The organism is Verrucosispora sioxanthis, assembly GCF_010560025.1.
In the GTDB taxonomy this organism is placed as follows: Bacteria; Actinomycetota; Actinomycetes; order Mycobacteriales; family Micromonosporaceae; genus Micromonospora; species Micromonospora palythoicola.
This window is the reverse complement of record NZ_SAIY01000001.1, coordinates 717,773-731,138: the sequence shown is the minus strand read 5'-3', so window position 1 is coordinate 731,138 and position 13,366 is coordinate 717,773. Positions and strand designations below refer to the sequence as shown.

General features: G+C 73.5%; 10 protein-coding genes and 2 pseudogenes. 8 read left to right on the top strand and 4 right to left on the bottom strand.

Annotated elements, in window-relative coordinates:
• Positions 1 to 221: 221 nt before the first annotated feature.
• Together ENC19_RS03365 and ENC19_RS03360 are read right to left on the bottom strand one after the other, a co-directional pair.
• Entirely contained in the window at positions 222 to 449 is a 228-nt protein-coding gene (locus tag ENC19_RS03365) for a hypothetical protein (RefSeq protein ID WP_164445641.1), read from the bottom strand.
• A gap of 85 nt (positions 450 to 534) precedes the next feature.
• Complete coding sequence (locus ENC19_RS03360) at positions 535 to 849, bottom strand: DMT family transporter (protein WP_164445640.1); 315 nt, start codon at positions 847 to 849, stop codon at positions 535 to 537.
• Between the two features lie 129 nt (positions 850 to 978).
• On the opposite strand from ENC19_RS03360, the pseudogene ENC19_RS03355 reads away from it, so the two are divergent.
• The 7 genes and pseudogenes from ENC19_RS03355 (at position 979) to pspM (ending at position 7,245) form a co-directional block, all read left to right on the top strand.
• A pseudogene (locus ENC19_RS03355) lies at positions 979 to 1,901 on the top strand (ornithine cyclodeaminase family protein).
• 57 nt (positions 1,902 to 1,958) lie between these two features.
• Complete coding sequence (rimO, locus tag ENC19_RS03350) at positions 1,959 to 3,446, top strand: 30S ribosomal protein S12 methylthiotransferase RimO (protein ID WP_164445639.1); 1,488 nt, start codon at positions 1,959 to 1,961, stop codon at positions 3,444 to 3,446.
• 71 nt (positions 3,447 to 3,517) lie between these two features.
• Entirely contained in the window at positions 3,518 to 4,111 is a 594-nt protein-coding gene (gene pgsA, locus ENC19_RS03345) for a CDP-diacylglycerol--glycerol-3-phosphate 3-phosphatidyltransferase (RefSeq protein WP_164445983.1), read from the top strand.
• Between the two features lie 57 nt (positions 4,112 to 4,168).
• On the top strand, positions 4,169 to 4,678 hold the full coding sequence (locus tag ENC19_RS03340; RefSeq protein ID WP_164445638.1) for a CinA family protein: 510 nt from the start codon (positions 4,169 to 4,171) through the stop codon (positions 4,676 to 4,678).
• Between the two features lie 239 nt (positions 4,679 to 4,917).
• Positions 4,918 to 5,376: a helix-turn-helix domain-containing protein gene (locus ENC19_RS03335; protein ID WP_164445637.1), complete on the top strand. Its 459-nt coding sequence runs from the start codon at positions 4,918 to 4,920 to the stop codon at positions 5,374 to 5,376.
• Between the two features lie 183 nt (positions 5,377 to 5,559).
• The gene (locus ENC19_RS03330; RefSeq protein ID WP_164445636.1) at positions 5,560 to 6,420 is read left to right on the top strand and encodes a PspA/IM30 family protein; all 861 of its coding nucleotides are present in this window, start codon (positions 5,560 to 5,562) and stop codon (positions 6,418 to 6,420) included.
• A 43-nt stretch (positions 6,421 to 6,463) separates the two neighbouring features.
• Positions 6,464 to 7,245, top strand: a pseudogene (gene pspM / locus ENC19_RS03325) (phage shock envelope stress response protein PspM).
• Between the two features lie 11 nt (positions 7,246 to 7,256).
• On the opposite strand, the gene ENC19_RS03320 reads toward pspM, so the two are convergent.
• Entirely contained in the window at positions 7,257 to 10,991 is a 3,735-nt protein-coding gene (locus tag ENC19_RS03320; protein WP_164445635.1) for a hypothetical protein, read from the bottom strand.
• Positions 10,992 to 11,237: 246 nt separating this feature from the next.
• Complete coding sequence (locus ENC19_RS03315; RefSeq protein ID WP_164445634.1) at positions 11,238 to 12,041, bottom strand: zinc finger domain-containing protein; 804 nt, start codon at positions 12,039 to 12,041, stop codon at positions 11,238 to 11,240.
• Positions 12,042 to 12,471: 430 nt separating this feature from the next.
• On the opposite strand from ENC19_RS03315, the gene ENC19_RS03310 reads away from it, so the two are divergent.
• Complete coding sequence (locus ENC19_RS03310) at positions 12,472 to 13,353, top strand: hypothetical protein (protein WP_235944364.1); 882 nt, start codon at positions 12,472 to 12,474, stop codon at positions 13,351 to 13,353.
• Positions 13,354 to 13,366: the final 13 nt, after the last annotated feature.

Genomic DNA, 13,366 nt, shown 5'->3' with positions numbered 1-13,366 from the left:
AAGCAGAGCAAAGCGGCGGAAGGGGTAAGGGTGGGCTGCCCCGTTGGCGCTACGGTTCGTGTTCAGCGCGCAGTGTTGCTGTCCGTAGCGGCGTTCGGCCGGGCGTCATGCCAGTGGAGCAGTCATGCGGGGACCATGGGTGGGACGGGCCGACGTGGGGGTGGAACAGGTCATGGCAACGGCCCGCCACGGAATGTGGCGGGCCGTCGACGTAGCCGGGATCAGAGGGCGCTGAGGATCAGCATGCTCAGCAGCATGGCGACCACGTTGGCCGCGGCGGCGTACCAGCCGAGCGGCTTGTCACCGAGCACCGCGCCGACGACGCCGAGGACCAGACCGATGACTCCGAAGAGGACCGGGTTGAGCAGCAGCGCGAGTACCGCGCAGACGAAACCCACGATGGTGCAGATGCGGGCGGCGCTGGTCGAGCGGACGGTGCTGGTGGCCATGTCTTCCTCCAAGGGGATGAGTGTCAGGTCTGCTGTCCGGATCTCTACCCACTACGGACGATCGCCACGCACACCCGCCCGCGAGTCAGTGGAACAGCTTCAGACCGATCACGCCGGCCACCACCAGCAGCAGGCTGAGCAGGCGGGGCAGGTTGGCCGGTTCGCCGAGCGCCACCATGCCGACGACGGCGGTGCCGACCGCACCGATGCCGACCCACACCGCGTAGCCGGTGCCGACCGGGATTTCCCGCAGCGCGTACGCCAGGCCGGCCATGCTCAACACCAGCGTGACCGCGAACACCGTCGAGGCGACGGGTCGGGTGAATCCGGCGGAGCGGTCCAGGGCGATGGCCCAGGCCGTTTCGAGCAGTCCGGAGAGCACCAGCACGAGCCAGGCCATCAGGTCACCTCTTCAGCAGTGGCCACGCGGGCCGCCGAAACCGACCGTAGCACCGCCCCGACGGCGGTCCGGGTGAGACGGATCACCCCGGATGGACCTCAAGCCCGCTTCAAGCTGCACCATGGACGCGTGACCGTGCTCATCTCCGATCCGGAGGTCGCCGCCGCGCTGGACGCGGCGACCTCGGTCGACGCGATGCGTCAGGCCCTGCTCGCCGCCTACGACGGGCGGCTCGTCGCCCCGCCCCGGGCCGCCGCGTCGCTGGGCGCCGGCCGGATGGTGCTCACCGCCGGCCACATGGAGGGGCAGTGGTACGGGTACCGGGCGTACGACACGTTCGGGCACCCGGAAGCCGAGCAGGTGGTGGTGCTGCACGACGGGCGGACCGGCGCGGTGCGGGCCGTGGCCGTGGGGAGGAACTGGGCTCGCGGCGCACCGGCGCACTGGGCGGGGTGGCGGTGGACACGCTGGCCCGCGCGGACGCGGCGACCGTCGGCGTGATCGGCGCTGGCGGGCAGGCGTGGACCCAGGTCTGGGCCATCGCCGCCGTGCGACGTCTGGGTGAGGTGACCGTGCACAGCCGCTCGGCCGCGCGTCGGGAGGCGTTCGCCGCCCGGGTGCGGGCCGAACTCGGCATCGCGGCCCGCGCGGTGGACACCGCCCGGGAGGCGGTACGCGACCGGGACGTGGTGGTACTGGCCACCACCAGCCCGACTCCCGTGCTCAGCGCTGCCGACCTGCGCCCCGGAACGCACGTCAACGCGGTCGGCTTCAAGCAGCTGGACCGCGCGGAGTTCGGCACCGACCTGCTCGACGCCGCCACCGTGCTGGCCAGCGACTCGGTGGCGCAGGCGCGGTCGTACGCCCCGCCGATGCTCGCCGCGCTGCCGCCGTACGCCGCCCGGTTGCGCGACCTGGGCGCGGTGCTGGCCGGCACGGCACCCGGCCGGACCGACGCGGACCAGATCTCGGTCTTCTGCTCGGTCGGTCTGGCCGGTACCGAGGTCTTCCTGCTCGACCGCGTGGTCCGGATCCTCGCCACGGCGGTCTGAGCGGCACCGGCGTCGACCGCCGTCGCCGGTGCGGGCACCGCCGCCCGGTACCCTCGGATGGTGTCTGCCACCTCCTCGCCTTCCCCCGATGGTCGCCGGGTCGCACTGCTGACCCTGGGCTGTGCCCGCAACGAGGTCGACTCGGAGGAGCTGGCCGCCCGCCTGCACGCCGACGGCTGGCAGGTGACCACCGACGGCGAGGGTGCCGACGTGGTGGTCGTCAACACCTGCGGGTTCGTGGAGAAGGCCAAGCAGGATTCGATCCAGACGCTGCTGGCCGCCGCCGACACCGGGGCGAAGGTGGTGGCCGCCGGCTGCATGGCCGAGCGGTACGGCCGGGAACTGGCCGACAGTCTTCCCGAGGCGCAGGCGGTGCTCAGCTTCGACGACTACCCCGACATCGCCGCCCGGCTGGACGCGGTGGTGGCCGGCCGGGAGGTCGCCGCGCACACGCCCCGAGACCGACGCGAGCTGCTGCCGCTGACCCCGGTCGCCCGGCGCGACAGCGCGGTCTCCCTGCCCGGGCACGGCCGCGGCACCGACGTCGACGAGCACACCCCGGCCCACCTGCGTACGGTGCTGCGTCGCCGGTTGGACAGTGGCCCGGTGGCCTCGCTCAAGCTGGCCAGTGGCTGTGACCGGCGCTGCGCCTTCTGTGCCATCCCCGCCTTCCGGGGCGCCTTCGTCTCCCGCACGCCGGACGAGCTGCTCGCCGAGGCCGAGTGGCTGGCCAAGAGCGGCGTCCGGGAACTCGTGCTGGTCAGCGAGAACTCGACCTCCTACGGCAAGGACCTGGGCGACCCGCGTGCCCTGGAGAAGCTGCTGCCGCAGCTCGCCGCCGTCGAGGGCATCGTCCGGGTCCGGGCCAGCTACCTCCAGCCCGCCGAGACCCGGCCCGGGCTGATCGAGGCGATCGCCGGCACGCCCGGCGTGGCACCCTACTTCGACCTGTCGTTCCAGCACTCCAGCGAGCCGGTACTGCGCCGGATGCGTCGTTTCGGCTCCACCGACCGGTTCCTGGACCTGCTCGCCGCCGCCCGGCAAATCGCGCCGGAGGCCGGGGCGCGCAGCAACTTCATCGTCGGGTTCCCCGGTGAGACCCGGGGCGACGTCGACGAACTGGTGCGGTTCCTCACCGAGGCCCGGCTCGACGCGATCGGCGTCTTCGACTACAGCGACGAGGACGGCACGGAGGCCGCCGGACTGTCGGGCAAGGTTTCCGCCGCCACCATCAAACGCCGGTACGACAGGCTCAGCGCGCTCGCCGACGAGCTGTGTTCGCAGCGGGCCGAGGACCGCCTCGGCTCGACGGTGGAGGTGCTCGTCGACTCGGTGGACGGTGGGGTCGTCGAGGGACGGGCGGCGCACCAGGCGCCGGAGGTGGACGGGTCGACCACCCTGGTCGCCCCCGACGGCGGCGGCGTCGACCTGGCCGCGCTGCGTCCCGGCGACCTGGTCCGGGCCACGGTGACCGGCACCGAGGGCGTCGACCTGCTCGCCGTGCCGGACGAGATGATCTCCGCCGCGCCCGGCGCGGCGCGGTGACGGTGGGCTGGGACGAGGCGGAGGAGGCACGAGGTGCGGTGCTGGGTGCGCCACCCGAGCGGGGCAGTTCGATGACCGGGGCGACGGAGTCGCCTCCGGTGCCGGTGGTGGCCCGGGTACCCGTGGTCAACGCCGCCAACGCCCTGACCGCGCTGCGGCTGGTGCTCGTACCGGTCTTCGCCGCCTCGGTGGTCGTGTCGGGGATGACCCACGCCGGATGGCAGGTCATCGCCTGCGTGATCTTCGCCGTGGCCTCGGTGACGGATCTGGTCGACGGGTGGATCGCCCGCAGGTTCGCGCTGGTCACCGCCGTGGGAAAGGTGGCCGACCCGATCGCCGACAAGGCACTCACCGGCGCCGCCCTGCTGCTGCTGTCCTGGTACGACCGGCTGCCCTGGTGGGTGACTGCGGTCATCCTGGCCCGGGAGCTGGGGATCACCGCCCTGAGGTTCTGGGTGATCCGGCGCGGCGTGATCGCCGCCAGCCGGGGCGGAAAGATCAAGACCGCGCTTCAGGTGCTGGCCATCACCTGGTACCTGTGGCCGATGCCGGCCGCTCTCACCCCGGTCGGGCCCTGGATCATGGGCGCGGCGGTCGCGGTCACCCTCGTCACCGGGCTGGACTACATCGCCCAGGCCACCCGCCTGCGACGCGCCAAGGGGTGAGCGGGGCAACGGCGTTGCGACGGGTAGACCGCGCCGGGGCCGGGAAGGATGCAGATCATGGGTGTACGCGAGGGTGAGGGTTCGATGGGCGCTGCGGCGGCCGGTGTGGTGCACCGGCTCGCCGAACGGCGGGAGACGTTCGCCACCGTCGAGTCGCTGACCGGAGGCCTGTTGGCCGCCACGGTCGTGGAGATCGCCGGGGCGAGCGCCGTCTACCGGGGTGGACTGGTGGTCTACGCCACCGAGCTGAAGCAGCGGCTGGCCGACGTACCGGCGGAGCTGCTGGCCGAACGCGGCCCGGTCGATCCCGACGTGGCGACGGCACTCGCCGAGGGTGGGCGGCGACGCTGTGGCGCCGACTGGGGTCTGGCCACCACCGGGGTGGCCGGCCCGGAACCGCAGGATGGTAAGCCCGTCGGCCTGGTCTTCGTCGCGGTCGCCGGACCGGGTGGCACCGAGGTGCGGGAACTGAATCTTGATGGTGGGCGCGACCAGGTCCGGGGAGCCGCCGTGACCGAGGCCCTGCGCCTGCTGGCTGACCGGATCGCCGCCCCGCACCCGGCCTGACCTCGCCGCCGTCGATTCTGGGGTGCCACCGACGGTGGCACTCCAGGTGCCGCCGCACGGGCGAATCGGACACCTGCGCTGCCACGGATCGGCCGAGCGGCGGGCGGCGGCCGTGGGATGACCGGGCGGGGCGGGATGTCGCGGCGGCGCACAGCGGGTACGGTTGCGGGAAAGCTCCGACAGCCGGTGCTCCCGCAGGCCGGTCGGCCGGGCGAACTGTGTCCCTCAGGGGAGGTGCGATGGTCCTGCTACGCCGGGTGATCGGTGACGCACTACGGGCGCGCCGGCAGGGGCAGCACCGCACGCTGCGTGAGGTCTCGTCCGCAGCCAACGTCAGCCTGGGCTACCTCTCGGAGATCGAACGCGGCCAGAAGGAACCCTCAAGCGAGCTGCTCGCGGCGATCTGCGACGCGCTGGGTGCCCGCCTCTCCGAGCTGCTGCGCGAGGTCAGCGACACGGTCGCGCTCGCCGAACAGATGCCGGGCGTGCTGGTGCCGGTGCAGGACGAGCCGGCCGAGTCGACGTCGGTCGCCGCCGCGTCGGTGCACAAGACCACCGGTCGGGGCGTACGCCAGGTCACCTCGGACGGCAACGTCGCCGTCTCGGTGCGCCAGGACTCCCCGCTCAAGGCCACCCTGCGCAGCGCCCGGGTCCGGCCCGCGGACCGCAGTGACCGGGACGTGGTCTGCGCCGCCTGAGCCTCGTGGCCGATGGTCGCGGTAGCTCCCGCCGCGTAGGGTTGATCGCGGACGTCCCCTTCCGCCGGTACGGATGCCGTGTTGGCGCCCGGCTGGGACGATGGAGCCACCATCGCCGGAAGCCGAGCCGGTTGCCCGGAGGTGGGGCAGGCGCAGCGACGTGACTGAGGGGATACCGCGGAGATGGCGAACCCGTTCGTCAAGGGGTGGAAGTACCTGATGGCGCTCTTCGGTGCCCGCATCGACGAGCACGCCGACCCGAAGGTGCAGCTCCAGCAGGCCATCGACGAGGCGCACCGGCAGCACCAGGCGCTCGTCCAGCAGGCCGCCGCGGTGATCGGCAACCAGCGGCAGCTGGAGATGAAGCTGTCCCGGCAGATGTCCGACGTCGAGCGGTTGCAGGCCAACGCCCGCCAGGCGCTGGTCCTGGCCGACCAGGCCCGGGCCAAGGGCGACGAGGCGGAGGCCGGGCGGTACGAGCAGTCCGCGCAGACCCTGGCCACCCAACTGGTCAACGCCGAACAGTCCGCGGAGGACCTGAAGACCCTGCACGACCAGGCGCTGGCCGCCGCCGGGCAGGCCCGCCGGGCGGTGGAGAACAATTCCATGATTCTCCAGCAGAAGCTCGCCGAGCGCGCCAAGCTGCTCAGCCAGCTGGAGCAGGCCAAGATGCAGGAGAGCGTCGCAGCCTCGCTGGAGTCCATGTCGGCGCTCACCGCCCCCGGCAGCACGCCCACCCTCGACGAGGTACGCGAGCGCATCGAACGCCGTTACGCAAACGCCATGGGCCGCGCCGAGCTGGCCAGCAACTCGACCGAGGGCCGGATGCTGGAGATCCAGCAGGCGACGCTGGACTCGGCGGGCTCCGCCCGGCTGGACCAGATCCGGGCCAGCATGGCCGGTGAGCAGCTCGGCGCGGGCGCCGACCGCGGCACCGCCGAGGAGCAACCGGCCAGCGCGGACCCGGGGGTGGCCCGGCTCGACGAGATCCGCGCCAGCATGAGCCGCGAACGCGGCACCGGCGACACCACGGCCGCCGGCTGAGCGGAGAGTCGCCGGCTGAGGCGGAGGATCGAGGAGGGCGACGGTGGCAGCGGACGAGCGTACCCGGTATTTCCGCCGGCTGAGCAGGCTGCGCGGCTCCGCCCGCCGGTGGAGCGTCCTGGCCGGCGGGCTCGGTGGCGCAGCAGCGGTGCTGACCCCGTACGCCGGGATCGGTCTGGCCGACGCGGCGTGGGCCGCCGCCGCGGGCGCGGCCACCGCACTTGCCACCTGGCGCTGGGTGGACCTGCGTGCCCTCGCCGCCCAACCCGCTCCACCGCCGCTGGACCCGGCCCAGGCGGCCGCCCGCAACCGGGCCCGCCTGGTCGCCGCCGTGGAACGGCTCCCGCCGGTGCCGGCGTGCTGGCCGAGGTACGACGGGTCCGCTCCCGCACCGCGCTGCGCGGCACCACCGCCGCCCAGCCGTGGGAACGCCTCGACCGGGCCGCCGCGACCATGGCAGCCATGGCGGGCCGGCTGACCGGCCTCGCCGAACCGGCCGTCGCCGAAGCCTCCGCCGCCGAGCAGTCCCTGCGCGAGCTGGCCAACCGGGTCGCCAGCGTGGAACGCGCGGTCCGGCTCGCCCCGGCCGACGCGAAGCCGCCGCTGGCCGAGGCGCACCGGGCGCTCACCGGGCAGCTGGAGACGGGCGTGACAGCGTACGAGCGGCTGGTCGCCGCCGCCGCCGGCTACCTCGCCGAGGAGTACCGCCCCGAGACCGAACACCCCGCAGCCGCCCGCCTCACCGAAGCCACGGACCTCCTCCACGGCTTCGCCTCCGCCCTCTCCGAACTACGCGCCGTGGGCCGCCCCGCCCCGTCGCGCTGACCGCCACCGTCTTACTCGGGGGTGGTGACCGGGATGGGGCCGGTGTACGGGGAGGCGCCGACCACGTTGAACGAGCGCACCCGGTAGTGGTAGGTCACGCCCCGGGACAGGCCGGTGTTGGTGAAGCCCCGACCGGTCACGGTGAAGGTGGCCAGTTCCCGGGTGAACGCCGGGTCCAGGGCCCGCTCCACGGTGAAGCCGGCACCCTGTCCGGCGGGCGTGCTGGCCGACCAGCCGAGCACCACGGTCGCGGTGTCCGGGCCGGGAGCGGTGGCGGCCACGCTGACCGAGGTCGGCGTGCCGGGCGCGGGTGGGGTGGTCACCGCCGCCAGGGTGGACCAGGGTGAGGCGGCGCCCAGGTAGGTGGTGCGTACCCGGTAGTAGTAGGTGGTGTCGGGCGCGACCGCCGGGTCCAGGTGACTGTCGCCGACGCTTATCGCGGTGGTGCCGGGCCCACTGGTGAAGGTCGGGTTGGTGGCGCGTTGCACGTCGATGCCGGTGGCGAAGGAATTGTTGGCCCAGCGCAGTGCCACCCGCAGCGGTGCGGCCGGTGGCACGGTCGCGGTCAGCTTGGCCGGCGCGGTGAGCTGTACCGACGCGGGAACGCTGTTCGACCAGGTGGAGCAGCTGGCCGCGGTCTCGGCGCGGATGCGGTAGTGGTAGGTGACGCCCGGGGTGACGGTGGCGTCGGTGTACCGGGTCGCGGTGGCCGCGACGGTGATGGTGGTCAGCCCGTTGGTGAAGGTCGCGTCGGTGGCCCGGTGCAGCAGGTGGCTGGTGGCCGGCGGGCGGCTGCCGTTGCCGGTCCAGGCGAGGGTGATCGCCGGCAGCGCGGTGGCCGAGCCCGGGGCCGGCGCGGCGGTGAGCCCGGTCGGTGCCCGGGGCGAGACCCGGACCACGAGCGGGCGGCTCATGCCCAGATCGCGATGGCCGGCCGCCGCGCTGCCCCAGCGGTACTCCCAGCCGAGGTTCACCAGCTGGTTGACCACCGACGCGGGTCGCCCGTCGACGGGACTGACCGGGGTGGAGTCGAGCCGGGTGTCGGCCGGGCGGGTCGGGTCGAGCAGTCGTACGCTGTCGCCGATCTTGAACGGTAGGGGTGGTGCCTCGGGGCGCAGCGCGAGCAGCACGTCCTCACCGGGATCGACGCGCACCACCTGCTTCCAGCCGAGTTCGCCGGGGTGCGGTGGCCGGATCCTGCCGTCCCGGCCGACCCGGCCGATCACCTGCACGTCCAGGCCGTCGAAGCGCACCGGATGGCTCTGCCGTCCGCAGCCGCGTACCCGCCAGAGCTGACTGCCGTCACCCGGTGTGCCGACCGCCAGGGCCGGGTCGCTGGCGTACACCACCTCGGTTGCCGGGTCGGTGGAACCGAGCGGCAGGGTCGCCGCGCCGCGTGGTCCGCCGTGCGGGTGGGCCACGCCGAGGCGGCCGACGAGCCTGCCGTACTCGGGTTCGAAGACCTGACACACGGACCGCACGGTCAGCGGCAGGCGCACCGGTGCTCCGCCGGGCGGGGTGAACTCGACGGTGCTGGCGTGGACCGGGATCCGGGTCGCCGTACTCGTGGTGCCGAAGCAGGGGTCGTAGGCCGGTTGCGGCACGACCGGGGGACGCTGGCTGGCCGCGTACGCGGCGGGCAGGCGGTCCCACAGCCGGTCGAGGTCGTACGGCGGGGCCGGAGTGCCCGTCACCCGCAGCTGCAACAGGGTGCGGGTGTTCGGACCGTACCCGGGCACGGTCGGCGGCGCACCGCCCTCGGCGGTCCGGTCGGGATCGCCGGTGTGGTGGTCGTAGCGGGGGTCGAAGCAGGGCAGCGGGACGGGGCAGTCGTTGTAGAGGATCAGGGTGGTGCCGGGGTCGACGGCGGCGAAGTCGACGAGCACGTCGGCCCGCTCGCCGGGGGCGAGCAGCAGCGCGTGGCCGTCGACGTTGAGCACGGTCGGGTCGCGTCGGTCGTGGCGGAAGCCGATCGGACGGTTCGGCACCACCACGGGTGCCGGCAGCAGGCCGCCCTCGTTGCCGATCCGGATCATCTCCGGCCCGGCCGCCGTCGGGTCCGGCACGCCGCCGGGCCGCCCGTCGGTGGGCCAGCCCGCCGGCCGGTCCGGGGCGCGTACCGCGTCGACCATCGGCACCTCACCGGCGGCGGCGTCGACCAGGGTGCCGTCCGGCGTCCACATCGGCGTGTCCGAGGCGGCCCGGTACAGCTGCAGATTGAGCCAGCGGTCGGTGCAGGCGTTGAGGATGCGCCACCGGTGGACCTTCGGCTGCACCTCCAGGTACGGGTACGCGGCACCGTTCACCAGGACCGTGTCGCCGTACGCGGCGGGCACCGCGCTCGGCTGCGGCACGCCCGGGGTTTCCGGCGGCTCGTCCGGGTCGGTGACCGGGTCGTGATGCGGGTTGGGCACGGTGGCGGCGGAGGCGTCGGCACCGGCGGGGGCGGTACGCGACCAGGGCCCGTAGTCCCACCGGCCGGTCGGGTTGATCCCGTCGCGCCGGTACGGGTTCTGGCGGACCTGGTAGACGTGCGGGTGCCAGAGGGAGCCGCGGGAACCCCACCGGTCCCGGTCCCAGGTCGGGTCCTGGGCGGCGAGCTGGGCGTCGTCCGGCACGAACGTCTTGTCCTCGAAGACCAGCGGCAGCTGCTCGGACGGCAGCGTCCCGTCGGCGATCAACCGCTCCTGCGCGTCGTCGGTGAGCAGGTAGAGCGCGAGCTGACCGGAGTAGCTGGTCAGTCGGGCGAGTCCGATGGTGTTGTCGTGGAACCAGAGCAGCCGGCCGCTCTGGTCGTTCGGGTAGTAGCGGGTGGTGGCACCCTGCCCCGGATGGGGCATGTCCGGCACGTGGGCCAGGCCGGCGCCGGTGGGGTAGGGGGTGATCTCGCCCGCCGGAGTGATCCACTGCCAGGGGCCGCCGGCGCTGATCCAGCCGGTGAGTGCGCCGCAGAGATGCGGCACGGCCCGGTTCTGCGGGTAGGGCGCCGGCCCGTCGAGGGGCCCCGGGCCGGCACCGGGCACGGTCGGGTCGACCGGTAGGAAGAGGTCGCCGGTGGGCAGTTGGTTGATGAACTTGACGCGTACCGGCCGGCCGCGTCGGGCGAGCACGACCGGACCGAGATGCCAGGGTCGCCGTGGCGGGGCGACCGTGTTGTGCCCGTCCGGGTTGGTACCCAGGTTCAGTTGGCGGTAGCCGCGCAGCCGGGTCGCCGGCAGGTCCCGGTGCAGCCGTTGGGTGTATTCCTGGAGCCCGATCTCGTAGTAGTCGCAACCGGGATAGGTGATCGTGTCGGGTACGGCGACCGGCAGGTGGGCACCGTGCGGGGTACGTCCCAGCGGACCGAGACCGGGCAGTGGGTCGACGAACTTGCGCAACCCGGTGCCGGGCACCACCTGCCTGTCCTCGCCGAGGGCGGGCAGTGGGCTGTAGGCGTGGTTCGGCACGGCGCCGAAGTAGTGGGGGGCCGCCGCCGGGTCCAGGCTCGCCGGCCCGGGCCGGGACGGGGCCGTTTCCGGATGCGGCTGCCCGGGCACCGCCGGTGTCCGCGTCGCCGCGCCCGTGTCGTCGGTACTTCCGGTCCCGGCGGTCCCAGCCGTCGGAGCCTCGCGGTCGGGACGGGGGTGCGTGCCGTGCTCCGTGTCCGGGGCGGTCCGGGTGCCGGGGACGGCGCTCGGTGTGCCGGGCTGGTCGGTGCGGGCGACGCGGTCCAACCAGGTCGACCGGAGTCTGCGGAACACGGCCATGGCTCTCCCGGTGATCGGGGCGCGCCGGCCACCACCCCGACGTGGCGGCCCGGACACGCGTGCTGACGTTCCGTGAGCCCTCAACCGCAGCATGCGACGTGTGGTGGCCGGTTAGGAAGTCCCCTTTCGTGCCAATCTGCCGAGCTGCCGGCGTGTCGCCGTCGCCACTCCGCGCCGGTGGCGTGGCCGGCCGTCCACCGGTCACGACCTGCCCAGACCGCCGCGTGGAAGATGCGCGGTGAGGGGTCAGGTCGGCTCGCCGGGCTGGCAGGTGGGACACCAGTAGGTGACCCGGTCGCCCAGTTCCTCCTTGCGGATGGCGGTGCCGCAGCGTCGGCACGGCTGCGCCCGGCGGCCGTACACGTAGCTGGTCCGGCCGCGCCCCAGCGCACCGGTGGTGCTCTGCGTCCAGCGACCCCGGTTCGCGGCCAGCAACTTCTGGGCCAGGGTCACCAAACCGGTGAGGTCGGTCACGTCCCGCACGGGGGTACGCGGGTGCACACCGCGCAGGAACAGCACCTCGCACTTGTAGAGGTTGCCGACGCCGGCCAGGATGCGCTGGTCGAGCAGGGCCACACCGACCGGGGTGTCCGGGTGGGTGGCGAGTCGACGGGCGGCCTCGGTGGGATCCCAGTCGGCGCCGAGCAGGTCGGGGCCGAGGTGACCGACGAGGCGCTCCTCGTCGGCGGTCGGCACCAGGGCCACCTCGTGCAGGTGGTAGCCGACGGCGGTCGCGGCCGGGGCGCGCAGCACCACCCGGATCAGGTGCGCCGGTCGGCCCGTCCACCGCTCCCCGGGCGCGTAGGCCCGCCAGGTGCCGTCCATCCGCAGGTGCGAGTGCAGCGTCCAGCGCGACTCGCCGGTGCCGGCCGGTGCGTCCAGCCGGAGCAGCAGGTGCTTCCCCCGGCTCGCGCTGTCGCGTACCGACCATCCGGCGAGGTCGGTGGTGGCGAGCGAGGGCACCCGAAAGTCGCTGCCGGTCAGCCGGGCGCCGACCAGCGCGCGTTCCAGGACGCGGGCGGTGTTCCAGACGGTGTCACCTTCGGGCACGGCACCATTCTCCCTCACCCGAGCGCAATTCACATGTATCGCTATTTGTATGGCGCTTCTGTTCGATCTACGGATATAGGCACTATCGGGGAGTTCTGAGGAGAATGCCGATGAATCATCCCCGCAACGCCGTCCTGGCCGCCCTTCTGACCACCGCCCTCGCCATCGCCCTCCATCCACAATCCGCATCCTCGGCCGGCCGGGCCGACCGGTGGACCGCCGACCTGTCGGTCGTCGACGCCGACGACGTCAACGTGCGACATACCCGTACCGGCCTGCGACTGGCCGACGCCCGGCCGCCCGGCGGGTCCGCCCGACGTAGCGCCGTCGCCGAGGGCATGCTGGTGTCCGTACCGCGTGCCCTCAGTCGCCCGGCCACCGGATCCGCGCCCAGGCCACCATCGCCGCCCGGTCCGGCGCCACCGCGACCGTGCAGGTCCGCGGCTGGCGGGCCGCCGGCTGGACCGAGTGGCGCGACGCGGCACCCGCGGCCGTCTTCGACCGGCCGGTCCGCCGGGTGCAGGCCCGGGTGGTGTTGACCGGCAGCCCCGCCGGTGCCAGCAGCGAGGTGCGTGCCGTCCGGCTCACCGCCGACACCGTCGCCGCCACCACCGCGGCCACCCCCGGCCTGACCTACCGGGTGTACGCGACCCGGGTCGGACTGGTGGGCGAGTTGACCGCGAACGGGCACACGGTTCGCACCCGGGACCATTTCGTCGCGTTGCCCTCGCGCCGGGGGCTGTCCCCACGCAACACCGGCGACTACACCGTCCGGGTCTGCACCGTCACCGGCAGCCGCTGCGAATACGCTCCGGTCTGGGACGTCGGCCCGTGGAACACCCGCGACGACTACTGGAATCTCAGCGCGGTGCGGGAGAACTGGAAGGCACTGCCGCAGGGCAGGCCGCAGGCGCAGGCCGCGTACCAGGACGGCTACAACGGCGGGCGGGACCAGTTCGGTCGGGTGGTGCTCAACCCGGCCGGCATCGACCTCGCCGACGGGACGTTCTGGGACGGGTTGCAGCTGTCCACGAACGCCTGGGTCGACGTGGCGTACCTGTGGACCGGCACCGGCCCGCGAGGGGTGGTCGGTGACGGGCCGTTGACCGTGCGCTCCGGCCCGAGCACCGGCTACCAGTCCCGGGGCCTGGCCGCCCAGTACGCGAACGTGCCGATCCAGTGCTACGTGACCGGGCAGACGATCGTCGGCCCGTACCGCACCACCAACCGGTGGAACCGCCTGGCCAGCGGGCAGTTCGTCAGCCACGCGTACATCTCGACGGTCTGGGGTGGGTCGGTGCCGGTCTGCTGATACCGGCACCCCG

What these genes read in the sequence shown, in the direction of transcription:
- ENC19_RS03365 (WP_164445641.1), bottom strand. Translation starts at nt 449, where the DNA reads ATGGCCACCAGCACCGTCCGCTCGACCAGCGCCGCCCGCATCTGCACC.
- ENC19_RS03360 (WP_164445640.1), bottom strand. Translation starts at nt 849, where the DNA reads ATGGCCTGGCTCGTGCTGGTGCTCTCCGGACTGCTCGAAACGGCCTGG.
- rimO (WP_164445639.1), top strand. Translation starts at nt 1,959, where the DNA reads ATGGTGTCTGCCACCTCCTCGCCTTCCCCCGATGGTCGCCGGGTCGCA.
- pgsA (WP_164445983.1), top strand. Translation starts at nt 3,518, where the DNA reads ATGACCGGGGCGACGGAGTCGCCTCCGGTGCCGGTGGTGGCCCGGGTA.
- ENC19_RS03340 (WP_164445638.1), top strand. Translation starts at nt 4,169, where the DNA reads ATGGGTGTACGCGAGGGTGAGGGTTCGATGGGCGCTGCGGCGGCCGGT.
- ENC19_RS03335 (WP_164445637.1), top strand. Translation starts at nt 4,918, where the DNA reads ATGGTCCTGCTACGCCGGGTGATCGGTGACGCACTACGGGCGCGCCGG.
- ENC19_RS03330 (WP_164445636.1), top strand. Translation starts at nt 5,560, where the DNA reads ATGGCGAACCCGTTCGTCAAGGGGTGGAAGTACCTGATGGCGCTCTTC.
- ENC19_RS03320 (WP_164445635.1), bottom strand. Translation starts at nt 10,991, where the DNA reads ATGGCCGTGTTCCGCAGACTCCGGTCGACCTGGTTGGACCGCGTCGCC.